Consider the following 15,902-nt stretch of genomic DNA (forward strand, 5'->3'; position numbering starts at 1 on the left):
GAGGTTAGCCTCAATGACTGAACGTAATAATCGTAAAGTATATACAGGCCGTGTTGTGTCCGACAAAATGGATAAAACAATCACTGTTTTAGTTGAAACTTACAAATTCCATCAATTATATGGTAAACGCGTTAAATATTCTAAGAAATTAAAAGCACATGATGAAAGCAATGTTGCAAAAACAGGTGATGTGGTTCGCATTATGGAAACTCGCCCGCTATCAGCTACAAAACGTTTTCGTTTGCTAGAAGTAACAGTAGAAGCGGTAACTATCTAACTAAAGTTCGCTCGGAAGGTATCCGAAGGGAGGTCACAGTGTTATGATTCAACAAGAAACTCGTTTGAAAGTTGCAGATAACTCTGGTGCTCGTGAAGTATTGACGATCAAAGTATTGGGTGGATCAGGACGTAAAACTGCTAATATTGGTGATGTAATTGTTTGCACCGTAAAACAAGCAACACCAGGCGGCGTTGTCAAAAAAGGCGAAGTTGTTAAAGCAGTAATTGTACGTACTAAATCTGGCGCACGCCGCAAAGATGGATCTTACATCCGTTTTGATGAAAATGCTGCCGTAATTATCCGTGATGATAAAAGTCCAAGAGGTACTCGTATCTTCGGACCAGTTGCACGTGAATTACGTGATGCTAAGTTCATGAAAATCGTATCTCTAGCTCCAGAAGTTTTATAATGAAGAATTACCTTGTCAAGGAGGTGCGTTAAGCATGCATGTAAAAAAAGGTGATAAAGTTAAAGTATTATCCGGTAAAGACCGTGGTAAAACAGGTACAATATTAGAAGCATTTCCGAAAAAAGAGCGTGTGCTGGTTGAAGGGATTAATATGATCCAAAAGCACGCGAAACCTTCTCAAGAAAACCCGCAAGGCGGAATTCTTAACATAGAAGCTCCGATTCATGTTTCTAATGTAATGCCAATTGATCCAAAATCCGGTGAACCAACACGTGTTGGATATGAAGTGCGAGATGGAAAGAAAGTCCGCATTGCTAAAAAATCCGGTGAAGCATTAGATAAATAATTTGTGCTGTGAAAGGAGGGCGCCACTATGAACCAATTAAAACAAAAATACCAAGATGAAATTACATCATCTTTAATGAATAAATTTAATTATGATTCTGTTATGCAAGTACCAAAAGTAGAGAAAATCGTTATTAACATGGGTGTTGGTGATGCAGTTCAGAACTCAAAAGCATTAGATAGTGCTGTTGAAGAACTTTCTTTAATTTCTGGTCAGAAACCATTAATTACTCGTGCTAAGAAATCTATTGCTGGTTTCCGCCTTCGCGAAGGGATGCCAATCGGTGCAAAAGTTACTCTTCGCGGTGAGCGTATGTACGAATTCCTTCAAAAGTTAATCGGTGTATCACTTCCACGCGTTCGTGATTTCCGTGGTATTTCCAAAAAAGCTTTTGATGGCCGTGGTAACTACACATTAGGTGTTAAAGAACAACTGATTTTCCCAGAAATTAACTATGATAAGGTAAGCAAAGTTCGTGGTATGGATATTGTTATTGTTACAACTTCTAATACCGACGAAGAAGCTCGTGAACTTTTAGCTCAGCTAGGCATGCCTTTCCAAAAATAAGCTAAAAGCTAATACAAGGAGGGAAAATTGTGGCTAAAAAATCTATGATTGCGAAACAAAAACGTACTCCGAAATATCAAGTACAAGGATACACACGCTGTGAGCGTTGTGGCCGTCCGCACTCTGTAATTCGTAAATTCAAACTTTGCCGTATTTGTTTCCGTGAACTTGCCTATAAAGGTCAAATTCCTGGTGTCAAAAAAGCAAGCTGGTAAACCCCGATTCGGGAAGGAGGTAATTAGTAATGGTTATGACAGATCCAATCGCAGATATGCTTACACGCATTCGTAATGCAAATATGGTTAAACATGAAAAATTAGAGCTTCCTGCTTCTAACATGAAAAAAGAGATCGCCGATATTCTGAAACGTGAAGGTTTCGTTAAAGATTATGAATTAGTTGAAGACAACAAACAAGGTGTTTTGCGTATCTTCCTTAAGTACAGTGTAAGTGAAGATAGAGTTATTACAGGCATCAAACGTATCAGTAAACCAGGTTTACGCGTATACGCTAAAGCTGACGAAGTACCACGTGTACTTAATGGTTTAGGTATAGCTATCGTATCAACTTCTAAAGGTGTGTTATCTGACAAAGAAGCACGCTCGCAGGCTGTTGGCGGCGAAGTTCTTGCGTATGTTTGGTAATTAACATTTTTTAATGAGGAGGTGCATGGAATGTCTCGTATAGGACTTAAACCGGTTGAAATCCCAGAAGGTGTAGAACTTAAACTTGATGGCACTACGGTTACTGTTAAAGGACCAAAAGGTGAATTAACAAGAGAATTACACCAGGATATGAAAGTTAATATAGAAGGAAACATTCTTACTGTCGAACGCCCAAGTGACCATAAAGATCATCGTGCCCTGCACGGAACTACTCGCAGCCTGATCTCCAACATGGTTGAAGGCGTAAGTAAAGGTTTCGAAAAGTCACTTGAAATAATTGGTGTTGGGTATCGTGCACAAAAACAAGGAAACAAACTTGTTATTAACGCAGGTTATTCACATCCAATTGAAATCGATCCAATTGATGGAATCGAGATTGATGTCCCTAAAAACACACAATTGACTGTAAAAGGTATCGATAAAGAATTGGTTGGTGCAATTGCTGCTAACATCCGAGCAATCAGACCTCCAGAGCCTTACAAAGGTAAAGGTATTCGTTATACTAATGAATATGTTCGCCGTAAAGAAGGTAAAACTGCTAAGTAAGATTAGTTAGGCGAGAAAGGAGTGACCTAGATGATCACAAAACCTGACAAGAATATTATTCGTAAAAAAAGACATGGTCGTGTGCGTAAGAACCTTTTTGGCACTGAGCAACGTCCTCGTCTAAATGTATATCGTTCAAATAAAAACATTTACGCTCAATTAGTAGATGATATTAATGGAGTAACTGTTGCAAGTGCTTCAACTGTTGATAAGGAGCTTAATATTAGCGGTGGTGCTAATGTTGAAGCTGCTAAGCAAATCGGAGAAGCTATTGCTAAACGCGCTCAAGATAAAGGTTACAAATCGGTTGTATTTGACCGCGGAGGCTATCTTTATCATGGACGTATTCAAGCATTGGCTGATGCTGCTCGTGAAGCAGGTCTTGAATTTTAATTCGAAGGAGGGAACCATTGTATGAGAACTAACATTGATCCGAACAAACTAGATCTTGAAGAACGCGTTGTTACTATCAACCGAGTAGCTAAAGTAGTTAAAGGTGGACGTCGCTTCCGTTTTGCAGCATTAGTTGTAGTTGGAGACAAAAATGGTCATGTAGGTTTCGGTACTGGTAAAGCACAAGAAGTACCAGAAGCAATTAAAAAAGCAGTTGATGATGCTAAGAAAAATCTGATTACTATACCAATCGTTGGAACTACAATTCCACATGAAATTAATGGACGGTTTGGTTCTGGTAACGTATTAATGAAGCCAGCTGCTGAAGGTACTGGAGTTATCTCCGGTGGTCCAGTTCGTGCTATTTTAGAACTTGGCGGCGTGGGTGACATTCTAACAAAATCACTTGGTTCTAACACACCAATTAATATGATCCGTGCAACATTAAACGGCTTAACAAACTTGAAAACAGCTGAAGACGTAGCTAAACTACGTGGAAAGACTGTAGAAGAACTGTTAGGATAAGGAGGGAAACACTATGTCTAAAAAATTAGAAATAACCCTCAATCGCAGTATTATTGGTGGCTCACCAGTTCAAAAGAAAACTGTAGAAGCATTAGGGTTAAAGAAAATTCGTCAATCCGTTGTACGTGAAGATACTCCAGCCATTCGTGGTATGGTTAATAGAGTGTCCCACTTATTGACAGTTAAAGAAGTTTGATTATACATTAGCGTAGAGGAGGTGCTCGCATGAAACTTCATGAATTGAAGGCAGCAGAAGGAACTCGTAAAGAGAGAAATCGTGTTGGTCGTGGTATGTCTTCTGGTAACGGAAAAACTTCCGGTCGTGGACATAAAGGTCAGAAAGCACGTTCAGGCGGTGGTGTACGTCCAGGTTTTGAAGGTGGACAAATGCCTTTATTCCAACGTTTACCTAAACGTGGATTTACAAACATCAACCGTAAAGATTATTCTATCGTAAACCTAGACACATTAAATCGCTTTGATGAAGGAACTGAAATTACACCTGAGTTTTTACTTGAAAAAGGTGTCGTAAGCAAACTTAATGCTGGTATTAAAATACTTGGTAATGGTGCTATCGAAAAGAAATTAACAGTAAAAGCTCATAAGTTCTCAAGCTCAGCTAAAGAGGCAATTGAGGCAGCGGGCGGTCAAACTGAGGTGATCTAATGTTTCGCACAATCTCCAATTTTATGCGCGTTGCTGATATTAGAAGGAAAATAATTTTTACATTGTTAATGTTGATTGTCTTCCGCTTAGGTACATTTATACCTGTACCGTTTACTGATAAAGCAGCAATTGATTTTATGAACCAGCAAAATGTTTTCGGGTTTCTGAACACCTTTGGTGGCGGAGCCTTACAAAACTTCTCTATCTTTGCGATGGGAATTATGCCATACATTACAGCGTCCATCATCATGCAATTATTGCAAATGGATGTTGTACCTAAATTTACCGAATGGAAAAAGCAAGGTGAAATGGGTCGTAAAAAGATTGCGCAAGTTACTCGCTATGGCACAATTGTTCTTGCTTTTATTCAAGCAATTGCAATGTCAGTCGGTTTCAATGCGATGGCTGGCGGTATGTTAATAACTGATCCTACCATAATGAAATTTCTGATCATTGCTATTGTATTAACAGCTGGAACGGCATTTCTAATGTGGGTTGGTGAGCAAATCACTGCAAATGGTGTCGGTAATGGGATCTCTATCCTAATATTTGCTGGTATCGTTGCGGCAGTACCAAATGGTGTTGGTCAACTTTACACCCAGTATTTTGTTAATCCTGGTGATGAGTTATTTATAAACATCGTTATTGTTTTACTGATTGCATTGGTTGCTATAGCTGTAACAGTTGGAGTTATTTTTGTAAACCAGGCATTAAGGAAAATTCCAATCCAGTATGCAAAGAAGACTGTAAATCGATCTCCAGTTGGTGGTCAATCAACACATTTACCTATTAAAGTAAATGCTGCTGGTGTTATTCCTGTGATTTTCGCGATTGCATTTATGATTGCACCAACTACAATTGCTGGTTTCTTTGAAGGCAGTCAAATTGCTTCAACGATTTCGTATGTATTTGATTATACGCAGCCGGTCGGTATGGTAATATATGCAGCACTAATTATTGCTTTCACATATTTCTATACGTTCATTCAGGTTAATCCTGAACAGATGGCTGAAAACTTGCAAAAACAAGGTGGATATATTCCTGGTATACGTCCTGGAAATAATACAGAACAGTACCTTACTCGTGTTATGTATCGTTTAACATTTGTAGGTTCACTTTTCTTAGCTGCTGTTTCTATATTTCCTATGATATTGGGTGGTCTTGCTAATCTACCGACAGCAGTACAAATAGGTGGCACAAGTTTACTAATCGTTGTAGGGGTAGCATTACAGACAATGAAACAACTAGAAAGTCAATTAGTGAAGCGTCACTACAAAGGATTTATTAAGTAATTTCCTGCTGCCAATAAAGAGCGAGGGGAAAATATTGAATTTAATTTTAATGGGATTACCTGGTGCTGGTAAAGGTACACAGGCAGAGAAAATAAATGAAAAATATAATATCCCACATATTTCAACAGGGGATATGTTCCGTTTGGCTATTAAAGAAGGTACTGATCTTGGATTAAAAGCTAAGGAATATATGGATCAAGGTAATCTTGTACCTGATGAGGTAACTATTGGAATTGTAAAAGAACGTTTAAGTAAAGCTGATTGTGCGAACGGATTTCTCTTGGATGGTTTTCCAAGGACTATTGCGCAAGCAGAAGCTTTACAACAACTTCTTATTGATTTGAATCGATCTATTGATTATGTTCTACATGTGGATGTACCAGAAGAAAAATTGGTAGAGCGTTTAACAGGACGGAGAATTTGTCCAGCTTGTGGAACAACTTATCACGTAGCATACAACCCTCCTAAAGTGGAAGGTATATGTGATAAGGATGGTTCTGAGTTAATTCAACGGGATGACGATCAGCCAGAGACGGTTAAAAAACGTTTGTCTGTAAATATAGAGCAAACACAACCATTACTTGATTTTTATCAGGATAAAGGTTATCTTGTGAAGGTAAACGGAGATCGGGATATTGAATTAGTCTTTCAGGATATTCAATCTATTTTAGAGAAGTAAGTTATTTATTGCCTTTTATACAGATTAGATGCATTTCTTTCTCTGTGTTATAATAAGTGACGTGAGTTGACTAGAATTTATTAGTTACTCTATTTCTACCTATTATAGAATTTAAACGATAGCCTAAGTGATTGTGAGCGCTGTTGTGCGAAAATGATTCGATTCCTCGGAAGGGTCAGGTTGTTCGTATGAAGCAAGGAAGCGATTTGGTCAGTATGCAATTGCAATAGTAATTGTTGTTGATCAGTTTATTCTGCTGGCCGACGGGGAAAAGCGCATAACGAATAGACCAATAAAGAAGAATCTGCATCATATAGAGACAATGGACTATTATGTTCCAGAAGTCCCAGAACAGCCTTCTAGAAACTGGTCGTGTCACAAATAGGAAATAATGATATACCATAACGAAATTTATCGGTGTGGTTGTGACTGATTTGAAGAAGGGAGATCAACTCAGGTGGCGAAAGATGATGTAATTGAAGTTGAAGGTACCGTAACGGATACATTGCCAAATGCGATGTTTAAAGTTGAGCTTGAAAATGGCCATACGGTTTTAGCGCATGTATCTGGTAAAATCCGTATGCACTTTATCCGTATACTACCGGGTGATAAAGTGACGGTTGAACTTTCTCCGTATGATTTAACCAGAGGGCGAATTACGTACCGTTATAAATAAACGAGCTCCGATATAAAAGGAGGTAAAGATGATGAAAGTAAGAGCATCTGTTAAACCAATTTGCGAAAAATGTAAAGTCATCAAACGCAAAGGTAAAGTAATGGTGATTTGTGAAAATCCGAAACATAAACAAAAACAAGGCTAAAAACAGGAGGTGCTAAATATCTATGGCACGTATTGCAGGTATTGATATTCCACGTGACAAACGCGTTGTAATTTCACTGACTTACGTTTACGGAGTTGGGAAAACAACTGCACAGAAAGTCCTTAAAGAAGCAGGCGTTTCTGAAGACACACGTGTACGTGATTTAACAGAAGAAGAATTAGGTAAAATTCGTCAAGCAATTGAACAGTATAATGTTGAGGGTGACCTTCGTCGTGAAGTTTCACTTAACATCAAACGTCTGATTGAAATCGGATCTTATAGAGGTATTCGTCACCGTCGTGGTTTACCAGTTCGTGGACAACATACTAAAAACAACTCACGTACTCGTAAAGGCCCACGTAAAACTATGGCTAATAAGAAAAAGTAATGTAAGGAGGTAAGCTAATCAATGGCACGTAAAACAAATACACGTAAACGTCGTGTGAAAAAGAATATTGAATCAGGTGTAGCACATATCCGTTCTACATTTAACAATACAATTGTTACAATTACCGACACTCGCGGTAATGCTGTTGGATGGAGTTCTGCTGGTGCATTAGGCTTCAAAGGTTCTCGTAAATCAACCCCTTTTGCAGCTCAAATGGCAGCTGAATCTGCTGCGAAAACAGCAGTTGAAAATGGCATGAAAACATTAGAAGTTACTGTTAAAGGCCCAGGTGCTGGTCGTGAAGCTGCAATTCGTTCACTTCAAGCTGCAGGTTTAGAAGTTACTGCAATTGTTGACGTAACACCAGTTCCTCATAATGGTTGCCGCCCACCAAAACGTCGTCGTGTGTAATTATACCGTATAAAAATTGTTACCCTGTCTATAATGGATTATGATGGCTTAAATATAAGCACGATTAATCAGTATTTTGACAGACATGTACGAAAGAATTACAGGTAGCGCAGAAACGCCAACTGCCTTATTTGAGGAATTTCGGTTAGACAGTTGTCTAGCCGGGGTTTCGACGTTTTAAAGGAGGGTTTTGTTGAATGATCGAAATTGAAAAGCCAAAAATTGAAACGCTTGAAATTAGCGATGATGCTACATTTGGAAAATTTGTGGTTGAACCGCTTGAACGTGGATATGGTGCCACTCTTGGAAACTCCTTGCGTCGTATCTTATTATCCTCACTTCCAGGTGCTGCAGTTACTACAGTTCAAATAGACGGGGCACTGCATGAGTTTTCAACGATTGATGGTGTTGTAGAAGATGTAACATCCATAATTTTGAATCTGAAAAAACTTGCTTTAAAAATTTATTCTGATGAACCAAAAACATTAGAATTAGATGTACAAGGTGAAGGGAAAATTACTGCTGCTGATCTAACCTATGATAGTGATGTAGAAGTAATGAATCCTGAATTGGAGATTGCTACGCTAAACAGCAAAGGTAACTTGCATATGAAATTAACAGCTGAACGTGGTCGTGGCTATCGTCAAGCTGAAGAAAATAAAAGTGAGGAACAACCAATTGGTGTTATTCCGATTGACTCCATTTTCACTCCAGTATCACGTGTAACTTACCAAGTAGAAAATACACGTGTTGGCCAATTGGCAAACTATGATAAATTAACTTTGGATGTATCAACAGATGGTAGTATTCGTCCTGAGGAAGCTGTTTCTTTAGGTGCTAAGATTATCACAGAACATCTCAATATATTTGTTGGTTTAACGGATGAAGCCCAAAAAGCTGAGATCATGGTTGAAAAAGAAGAAGACCAAAAAGAGAAAGTCATGGAAATGACAATCGAAGAGCTTGATCTATCTGTTAGATCGTACAATTGCTTAAAACGCGCTGGAATCAATACTGTTCAGGAGCTTGCTAACAAGTCTGAAGAGGACATGATGAAAGTACGTAATTTAGGTCGTAAATCTTTAGAAGAAGTAAAAGTAAAATTAACGGACCTAGGTTTAGGTTTACGTAATGATGACTGATTTATACAGTCACCTTTAATGTTTCAAAAAAGGGAGGGATAGTCCGTGGCTAGAAAGTTAGGACGTACAACAGACAATCGTATGGCACTACTTCGCAACCTTGCATCTGATTTAATTATTCATGAACGGATTGAAACAACAGAAGCAAAAGCGAAAGAGCTTAAATCGGTAGTAGACAAAATGATTACACTTGGAAAACGTGGGGATCTTCATGCCCGTCGTCAAGCGGCAGCATTTTTATATAATAAACAAGCAGATGAAGAAACCAGCGTTCTTCAAAAACTATTTGATGATGTTGCTAAGCGTTATGAAGAACGACAAGGTGGATATACACGTGTTCTTAAACTCGGCGAACGCCAAGGTGATGGAGCAAAAATGGCAATCATTGAATTGGTATAATCAGCTACAAGCGGGCAAGGGCAGGACTCAATCTCTCTCACGAGGTTAATCCAAGCCCTTTTTTTGTAGTATTGAAAGGCGGAGGCGACCGCAGCTTCTGGGAGTCGGAGCTGGATCTAGAAAGAAAAGTATAGCGGGCTGTTCAGAGACGCAGGACATAAGTAGGGGACCGTAGAGCACACGGGTTTAGCGCGGAGTGTCTAATGCTTATGCTCCGTAGTCTCTAGTCCAAGCGATACTAGACAGGAAAGGCTGGCACTGTCAAGAGTGTTTAAAATAGATAGAATGCAGGTTTAAGGAGATAATGAAACATAAGTAAAGGGTTAAGAGTATCTATCTCTTATCTCTCTCCCCCTTCATAATCAATCCACGTTCTACTAGACAGACAGCTTTTTTCAACTTAAACTGATGAGATATTATATATTATCTTTTCAGGCGGTACAAAACATACTACATACATAATAAATTGGGTCTTCAGATAGAGGTAGAGGAGGTTTCACGATGAGTAAGAAATTAGTTGAGTTCAGAAATGTATCTTTTAGGTACGATGAAGATGGACCCTGGGTATTAAAAAACTGTTCATTTGAAATCTATGAAAATGAATGGGTTGCGATTATTGGTCATAACGGTTCCGGAAAGTCAACGATAGCTAAGTTATTGAATGGATTGTTATTCCCTCAAGAAGGTGAGATTGTTATCGGTGGACAGCAAGTAAATGAGGAATCGATCTGGAGTATTCGTAAAGAAGTAGGAATGGTTTTTCAGAATCCTGATAATCAATTTGTTGGTGCGACTGTACAGGATGATGTCGCATTTGGTATGGAGAATCGAGGAGTTCAAAGAGACGAAATGCAGAAACGAATTACAGAAACCTTATCTGCTGTTCGTATGCAGGACTACCGGCTAACGGAGCCACATCGATTATCTGGTGGACAAAAGCAGCGCGTTGCAATAGCAAGTGTATTGGCAATCTCCCCGAAGGTGCTCATTTTGGACGAAGCTACCGCTATGCTGGATCCTAGTGGACGGAAAGAGATTATGGATACGGTTGGGGAAATTCAGGAGAGTAGTGGATTATCACTGATCACCATTACACATGATTTACAAGAAGTAGTTCAGGCTGATCGTGTTATTGTTATGAACAATGGAAATAAATGGAGGGAAGCTTCCCCACGAGAAATTTTTCTGGAGAAAGATGCATTGCGCACCATCGGTCTGGATGTTCCTTTCGTAGCCATCTTAGCAGAAGAATTGAAACATGCAGGTGTCAGTTTGAAGTCGACACCATTAAATCAGGAAGAATTGTTGGAGGACCTATGGATATTACATTCAAGAACGTAACCTATATCTACCAACCAAATACGCCCTTTTCACATAAGGCAATAGAAGACCTATCCTTTCAAGTAGAATCAGGAACATTTATGGCGATAATCGGGCACACGGGTTCGGGTAAATCAACCTTAATTCAGCATTTAAATGGCCTCTCTGTCCCAACAGATGGAGAAGTAGTAATTGGAGAATATAGACTATCAAAACACGATAAACCAAGGGATATGAAAGAATTACGCAGTCGTGTCGGTGTCGTTTTTCAGTACCCAGAACATCAGTTGTTTGAAGAGACGGTTGCAAAGGACATAGCTTTTGGACCGCAAAACTTTGGTGTAAATGAAGCTGAGATTGGGCAACGGATTAAAGAAATTATTCCAGCTGTAGGACTTAATGAAACGGTCTTAGAACGTTCTCCATTTGATTTAAGTGGTGGACAGATGCGCAGGGTTGCTATTGCGGGTGTGCTGGCTGTGAAGCCGGATGTGCTTGTGCTCGATGAACCGACTGCAGGCCTTGATCCAAGAGGACAGAAGGAAATCATGGATATGTTTTATAAATTACACAAGGAACAGGGCCTAACAACCATTCTTGTAACACATAGTATGGAAGATGCTTTAAAATATGCTGATCAGGTGCTAATTCTAAATAAAGGTACAAAGTTTATGGAAGGTACACCACTAGAGGTCTTTAATGAAAAGGATGCACTTCAAAGTGTCCAGTTAGATGTACCAGAAATCGTCCAGTTTTTAAATCGTTTTGAGGAAAAGTTTGGGCAGACTATTCCATTCCAAAAACAATCAATCAAAGAAATTGCACAATCGATTCAGCAGATCATTGAAGGGGCTGAATCCAGATGAATAATTCATTGATTATCGGTCAATATGTTCCAGGTAATTCGTTAGTACACCGTCTTGATCCAAGAACAAAAATTACGATTATCTTCTTTTTTGTATTTATCGTTTTTTTTGCTAATAATATTGCAAGCTATAGTTTATTAACTGTTTTTGCGCTGACATGTATGTTTACCTCTAAGGTACCGATTCGTTTTATTATAAAGGGTCTAACACCAGTATGGTTTTTAATTATTTTTACTTTTATTTTGCACTTATTTGTTACAAGAGAAGGAACGGTTATACTGGAGTTCTGGATTTTTGAATTTTATTCTGGTGGGCTTATTCAGGGGATAGCTATTGCTCTGCGCTTTTTCTTATTAATTCTAGTTACATCATTATTGACGTTAACAACGACACCAATCGAAATTACCGATGCAATTGAAGACATGCTCCATCCCCTAAAACGATTTAAGTTTCCCGTCCATGAATTAGCGTTAATGATGTCTATTTCATTAAGATTCATACCTACATTGATGCAAGAAACAGATAAAATTTCAAGGGCACAGGCATCCCGCGGCGTCGATTTTAAAACCGGTCCCATCAAAGAAAGAATCAAAGCAGTTGTGCCACTTTTAGTACCATTATTTGTAAGTGCATTTAAACGTGCAGAGGAACTTGCAATGGCAATGGAAGCACGAGGATATCAGGGTGGCGAAGGTCGATCAAAACTCAGGGAGTTAAAAATAGAAAAACGCGATATTTTTATTTTTATTTTGTTCGCTATCGTAGTTGCCGCATTACTATTGATTAGGTCGTATAGCTAAAGAAAGGCTGAAGAATAATGGCTAGATTAAAATGTGTTGTTGAATATGATGGATCTGGATTTTCTGGGTTTCAGGTCCAACCACAAAACCGGACCGTACAGGGGGTCCTGGAAAGAGTTCTTAAAGAGATACATAAAGGATCAGGAATTCGATTGCAAGCTTCAGGGCGCACGGATACGGGCGTACACGCAGTTGGACAGGTGATTCACTTTGATTCCATATACGATATTTCCGAAAAGAACTGGAAACGTGCTCTGAATACACTCCTTCCTGATGATGTTTTCATTAAGGAGGTTATCAAAGTTTCAGAAGATTTTCATGCTAGATATAGTGTATTTGAGAAAGAGTATCATTATTATGTTCGAAATACGGTAGAACCGGATGTATTTAAACGTAATTATTCTTACCACTTTCCATATGAACTTGATATTAATAAAATCTCACAAGCCTGTAAGTACTTAGAAGGAACACATGATTTCACTACATTTTCTTCAGCGAAATCAACGATTAAAGGAGAGAAAGTACGAACGCTTTACCATGCATCCTGTACAAAGCAGGGAGATGAAGTGGAATTTATTTTCCGTGGGAGCGGCTTTCTATATAATATGGTTCGTATTATGGTCAGTGTTCTACTGGATATTGGACAAGGGCGAAGGGAACCGGAAGATATTCTTATCCTGATCGAGAAGAAGGATCGTGGGCAAGCAGGAAAAACTATCTCACCAAATGGCTTATATTTATGGAATGTGAAATATGATAAAGAAATGCAATAAATAACAGGATTAAATGTCCTAAGCCCTTGACAAATCATTGCTTTTTATAGTAACATAATATATGGCATTTTATTTCTAAACCATGATTAGCCCCGGAATCTAATTATGTTAAGAATATAAAAAAACGAATGAAAATAATAATGAATTTTTGATATATGGAGGGAAATCTATCATGCGCACAACTTTCATGGCGAATGAATCAAATATTGAACGCAAATGGCTTGTTGTGGATGCTGAAGGCCAACGTCTTGGTCGTCTAGCGAGTGAAGTTGCTGCTATCCTTCGCGGAAAGCAAAAACCAACTTACACACCACATGCTGACACTGGTGATAATGTGATCATTATCAATGCAGAGAAAATCGAATTAACAGGTAACAAAATCAATGACAAAATGTATTACCGTCACTCTAACCACCCAGGTGGATTAAAAGAACGTAATGCTGATGAAATGCGTACAAAATACCCTGAGCAAATGCTTGAACTTGCTATCAAAGGTATGCTTCCAAAAGGTCCATTAGGCCGTAAAATGATTAAAAAATTACATGTATTCAGAGGCGCTGAACATACACATCAAGCACAAAAACCAGAAGTTTACGAACTTCGCGGATAATTTAAAGGAGGTTAATCAATTGGCACAAGTACAATATTACGGCACAGGTCGTCGCAAAAGCTCAACTGCCCGTGTACGTCTAATCCCAGGTACAGGTAATATCACAATCAATGGTCGTGATGCAAGAGACTACTTCCCGTATGAAACTCAATTGTTGATTTTAAATCAACCATTAGTAACTACGGAAACACAAGGAACTTATGACGTTTTAGTTAACGTTCATGGTGGAGGATTCACTGGTCAAGCTGGTGCTATTCGTCACGGTATCTCTCGTGCGCTTCTAGAAGCAGATCCAGAATACCGTCCAAGCTTAAAGAGTGCAGGCTTCTTAACTCGTGATTCACGCATGAAAGAACGTAAAAAATACGGTCTTAAAGGCGCACGTAAAGCACCTCAGTTCTCAAAACGTTAATTTTATATTATCGTTACAAGGCTCTCAACCGATTTGGTTGGGGGCTTTTTTTTGATAAAAACCGGGGGTGGCAGGCATCCCCCCGGTTTTTATGTTCGATCCCAAAAGCGTTGTTTGGCGATTGCGGAGATATAAATTCACTTTCGAAGTTAGGGTTGTTAGTGGCAAAGACAATTCCAGCTAAGTTATTTTTATCAGATCTGTGAATATAAGACTGTCCAATTGAGGCGATACCAATAGGTTTATAATGCTTGTATGCTTCATTTACGAATGTCAGGATGTTTTGATGGAAATTTGCTTCATTCTTGGCATTTCCACCAACAACATATTGCGAGTCATACAAGATAGGGTAAGTTGTAATAAATGTCTTATCAACTTCGATTTTTGTACCATTTACCCCTGTAATAGTACCTAAATTTTCACTTACAACTTCTATAAAGACCCCATATTGTTGAAAGACGTTCAAAGTATTTTCTACTTCTTTATCGTTAAATCCGTTACCAATCAAAACAGCAACTCTTTGTGTACAGGCATAAAATGGTGTATTCATTTGGCTTAGGGATGGATAACTCTTTTCAACTTGCACATGTGATTTCTTCGGTCGTTCAACCCCAACATTTTCAGCTAAAATGCATGCCATTTCTTGGTCTACATTGGCCCACATTTCGACATTTTCTGCCTAACCGATGCGCTTTTCACTCTGCCAAGGTGATAGATAAATGTTTCCACAAGATCTTGTTTTTCTATCTGTGAAAGACTGTTCCAAAACATTCTTGGCTGTGAAAAGAAATCGTAAAACGAGTCACTTGGAAGTTCTCTTGTAACGTGACCTTCTACTTTTTGTGGATAATTGACAAATCCACCCTCTTCAAATGATGCTTCAGACGGTGTATTACCAGCTAATGAATTATTATGATAATCCACTGCATCAACATCTATCCGATATTTCATACGCCCTTTACGAAGATTAAAGTTCTTTTCAGCAAGAGATTTGTTCACTGGGAGATCTTCAAAATTGGATGAATGGTGTCGATATAATTCAGTATCCCGGTAGGCCATTGCTCTTCCCTGTAGTGCAGGGTCATTGGTGAAATCAATTCCTGGAACAAGATTGGATGGGTCAAAAGCTGATTGTTCTTCTTCAGCAAAGAAATTGTCAACTAACCGATTTAACGTCATTTTACCAATAGTTTGAACAGCAATTACTTCCTCAGGCCATAATTTTGTATCATCTAATACATCAAAATCATACTTGAATTCATCTTCTTCGGCGATTAACTGTACACCAAGTTCATATTCAGGATAGGCTCCATTTTCAATCGCTAGAACGATATCCCGACGATGGAAGTCTGGGTCAACCCCTCCAATTATGTTTGCTTCATCCAGTAATAAGGAATGAACACCAAGTTTTGGAATCCATTTAAATCTAACAAAAGTTGATTTTCCTTGTTCATTAATAAATCGAAATGTATTGATTGGCCAACCATCCATCATCCGTCATTTTCTTGCCTGGCCCTGTATTTTTTCGCGGTATTGGTCTAGTTGATCGTCCTTAGGATTGTTGTCATCATCCTTTTTGTTCCTCTTTTCATC

The 15,902-nt window shown here is 38.7% G+C and carries 27 protein-coding genes; 25 read left to right on the forward strand and 2 right to left on the reverse strand.

Annotated elements, in window-relative coordinates; genetic code table 11:
• Positions 1 to 13: 13 nt before the first annotated feature.
• The 25 genes from rpsQ to rpsI all read left to right on the forward strand — a co-directional run bounded on the left by rpsQ (position 14) and on the right by rpsI (position 14,309).
• The gene (gene rpsQ / locus BV906_RS18240; protein ID WP_087975051.1) at positions 14 to 277 is read left to right on the forward strand and encodes a 30S ribosomal protein S17; all 264 of its coding nucleotides are present in this window, start codon (positions 14 to 16) and stop codon (positions 275 to 277) included.
• Between the two features lie 43 nt (positions 278 to 320).
• The gene (rplN, locus tag BV906_RS18245; protein ID WP_036578659.1) at positions 321 to 689 is read left to right on the forward strand and encodes a 50S ribosomal protein L14; all 369 of its coding nucleotides are present in this window, start codon (positions 321 to 323) and stop codon (positions 687 to 689) included.
• Positions 690 to 723: 34 nt separating this feature from the next.
• Positions 724 to 1,035: a 50S ribosomal protein L24 gene (rplX, locus tag BV906_RS18250; protein WP_067729239.1), complete on the forward strand. Its 312-nt coding sequence runs from the start codon at positions 724 to 726 to the stop codon at positions 1,033 to 1,035.
• A 27-nt stretch (positions 1,036 to 1,062) separates the two neighbouring features.
• The gene (rplE, locus tag BV906_RS18255; protein ID WP_087975052.1) at positions 1,063 to 1,602 is read left to right on the forward strand and encodes a 50S ribosomal protein L5; all 540 of its coding nucleotides are present in this window, start codon (positions 1,063 to 1,065) and stop codon (positions 1,600 to 1,602) included.
• Between the two features lie 29 nt (positions 1,603 to 1,631).
• Entirely contained in the window at positions 1,632 to 1,817 is a 186-nt protein-coding gene (locus BV906_RS18260) for a type Z 30S ribosomal protein S14 (protein WP_087975053.1), read from the forward strand.
• A gap of 29 nt (positions 1,818 to 1,846) precedes the next feature.
• Positions 1,847 to 2,245, forward strand: a complete 399-nt coding sequence (gene rpsH, locus BV906_RS18265; RefSeq protein ID WP_087975054.1) for a 30S ribosomal protein S8 — start codon at positions 1,847 to 1,849, stop codon at positions 2,243 to 2,245.
• A 30-nt stretch (positions 2,246 to 2,275) separates the two neighbouring features.
• Positions 2,276 to 2,812, forward strand: a complete 537-nt coding sequence (gene rplF / locus BV906_RS18270; RefSeq protein WP_087975055.1) for a 50S ribosomal protein L6 — start codon at positions 2,276 to 2,278, stop codon at positions 2,810 to 2,812.
• A 30-nt stretch (positions 2,813 to 2,842) separates the two neighbouring features.
• Complete coding sequence (gene rplR / locus BV906_RS18275) at positions 2,843 to 3,205, forward strand: 50S ribosomal protein L18 (protein WP_087975056.1); 363 nt, start codon at positions 2,843 to 2,845, stop codon at positions 3,203 to 3,205.
• Positions 3,206 to 3,226: 21 nt separating this feature from the next.
• Entirely contained in the window at positions 3,227 to 3,730 is a 504-nt protein-coding gene (rpsE, locus tag BV906_RS18280) for a 30S ribosomal protein S5 (protein WP_087975057.1), read from the forward strand.
• A gap of 13 nt (positions 3,731 to 3,743) precedes the next feature.
• Positions 3,744 to 3,926, forward strand: a complete 183-nt coding sequence (rpmD, locus tag BV906_RS18285) for a 50S ribosomal protein L30 (RefSeq protein ID WP_087975058.1) — start codon at positions 3,744 to 3,746, stop codon at positions 3,924 to 3,926.
• 29 nt (positions 3,927 to 3,955) lie between these two features.
• Positions 3,956 to 4,396, forward strand: coding sequence for a 50S ribosomal protein L15 (gene rplO / locus BV906_RS18290; RefSeq protein WP_087975059.1), 441 nt, complete (start codon positions 3,956 to 3,958; stop codon positions 4,394 to 4,396).
• The gene (gene secY, locus BV906_RS18295) at positions 4,396 to 5,688 is read left to right on the forward strand and encodes a preprotein translocase subunit SecY (RefSeq protein WP_087975060.1); all 1,293 of its coding nucleotides are present in this window, start codon (positions 4,396 to 4,398) and stop codon (positions 5,686 to 5,688) included. Before rplO ends, secY begins: the two co-directional genes overlap by 1 nt.
• Before the next feature lie 34 nt (positions 5,689 to 5,722).
• Complete coding sequence (locus BV906_RS18300) at positions 5,723 to 6,367, forward strand: adenylate kinase (RefSeq protein WP_087975061.1); 645 nt, start codon at positions 5,723 to 5,725, stop codon at positions 6,365 to 6,367.
• Between the two features lie 457 nt (positions 6,368 to 6,824).
• The gene (infA, locus tag BV906_RS18310) at positions 6,825 to 7,043 is read left to right on the forward strand and encodes a translation initiation factor IF-1 (protein ID WP_010652072.1); all 219 of its coding nucleotides are present in this window, start codon (positions 6,825 to 6,827) and stop codon (positions 7,041 to 7,043) included.
• A gap of 31 nt (positions 7,044 to 7,074) precedes the next feature.
• Positions 7,075 to 7,188 carry a 50S ribosomal protein L36 gene (rpmJ, locus tag BV906_RS18315; RefSeq protein WP_010095733.1) on the forward strand — a complete coding sequence of 38 codons (114 nt, stop codon included), beginning with the start codon at positions 7,075 to 7,077 and terminating at the stop codon, positions 7,186 to 7,188.
• A 22-nt stretch (positions 7,189 to 7,210) separates the two neighbouring features.
• The gene (gene rpsM / locus BV906_RS18320; protein WP_087975062.1) at positions 7,211 to 7,576 is read left to right on the forward strand and encodes a 30S ribosomal protein S13; all 366 of its coding nucleotides are present in this window, start codon (positions 7,211 to 7,213) and stop codon (positions 7,574 to 7,576) included.
• Positions 7,577 to 7,597: 21 nt separating this feature from the next.
• Positions 7,598 to 7,987, forward strand: coding sequence for a 30S ribosomal protein S11 (rpsK, locus tag BV906_RS18325; RefSeq protein WP_087975063.1), 390 nt, complete (start codon positions 7,598 to 7,600; stop codon positions 7,985 to 7,987).
• A gap of 197 nt (positions 7,988 to 8,184) precedes the next feature.
• Positions 8,185 to 9,129: a DNA-directed RNA polymerase subunit alpha gene (locus BV906_RS18330; protein ID WP_087975064.1), complete on the forward strand. Its 945-nt coding sequence runs from the start codon at positions 8,185 to 8,187 to the stop codon at positions 9,127 to 9,129.
• 45 nt (positions 9,130 to 9,174) lie between these two features.
• Positions 9,175 to 9,528, forward strand: coding sequence for a 50S ribosomal protein L17 (gene rplQ / locus BV906_RS18335; protein WP_087975065.1), 354 nt, complete (start codon positions 9,175 to 9,177; stop codon positions 9,526 to 9,528).
• A gap of 501 nt (positions 9,529 to 10,029) precedes the next feature.
• Positions 10,030 to 10,869, forward strand: a complete 840-nt coding sequence (locus BV906_RS18340) for an energy-coupling factor ABC transporter ATP-binding protein (RefSeq protein WP_087975066.1) — start codon at positions 10,030 to 10,032, stop codon at positions 10,867 to 10,869.
• Positions 10,845 to 11,714 carry an energy-coupling factor ABC transporter ATP-binding protein gene (locus BV906_RS18345; protein ID WP_087975067.1) on the forward strand — a complete coding sequence of 290 codons (870 nt, stop codon included), beginning with the start codon at positions 10,845 to 10,847 and terminating at the stop codon, positions 11,712 to 11,714. The genes BV906_RS18340 and BV906_RS18345 overlap by 25 nt, the downstream gene beginning before the upstream one ends.
• Positions 11,711 to 12,514, forward strand: coding sequence for an energy-coupling factor transporter transmembrane component T family protein (locus BV906_RS18350; RefSeq protein ID WP_087975068.1), 804 nt, complete (start codon positions 11,711 to 11,713; stop codon positions 12,512 to 12,514). Before BV906_RS18345 ends, BV906_RS18350 begins: the two co-directional genes overlap by 4 nt.
• 17 nt (positions 12,515 to 12,531) lie before the next feature.
• Positions 12,532 to 13,287 carry a tRNA pseudouridine(38-40) synthase TruA gene (gene truA, locus BV906_RS18355; RefSeq protein ID WP_087975069.1) on the forward strand — a complete coding sequence of 252 codons (756 nt, stop codon included), beginning with the start codon at positions 12,532 to 12,534 and terminating at the stop codon, positions 13,285 to 13,287.
• Positions 13,288 to 13,459: 172 nt separating this feature from the next.
• Complete coding sequence (gene rplM / locus BV906_RS18360; protein ID WP_087975070.1) at positions 13,460 to 13,897, forward strand: 50S ribosomal protein L13; 438 nt, start codon at positions 13,460 to 13,462, stop codon at positions 13,895 to 13,897.
• Between the two features lie 19 nt (positions 13,898 to 13,916).
• Complete coding sequence (gene rpsI / locus BV906_RS18365) at positions 13,917 to 14,309, forward strand: 30S ribosomal protein S9 (protein ID WP_087975071.1); 393 nt, start codon at positions 13,917 to 13,919, stop codon at positions 14,307 to 14,309.
• 13 nt (positions 14,310 to 14,322) lie between these two features.
• Here the strand turns inward: rpsI and BV906_RS20180 are convergent, their stop codons facing one another.
• Both BV906_RS20180 and BV906_RS20185 read right to left on the reverse strand, forming a co-directional pair.
• Positions 14,323 to 14,949: a DJ-1/PfpI family protein gene (locus BV906_RS20180; protein WP_342744423.1), complete on the reverse strand. Its 627-nt coding sequence runs from the start codon at positions 14,947 to 14,949 to the stop codon at positions 14,323 to 14,325.
• An 8-nt stretch (positions 14,950 to 14,957) separates the two neighbouring features.
• On the reverse strand, positions 14,958 to 15,800 hold the full coding sequence (locus tag BV906_RS20185; protein ID WP_342744424.1) for a catalase: 843 nt from the start codon (positions 15,798 to 15,800) through the stop codon (positions 14,958 to 14,960).
• Positions 15,801 to 15,902: the final 102 nt, after the last annotated feature.

The organism is Oceanobacillus rekensis (genome assembly GCF_002153375.1).
Lineage (GTDB): Bacteria > Bacillota > Bacilli > Bacillales > Amphibacillaceae > Oceanobacillus > Oceanobacillus rekensis.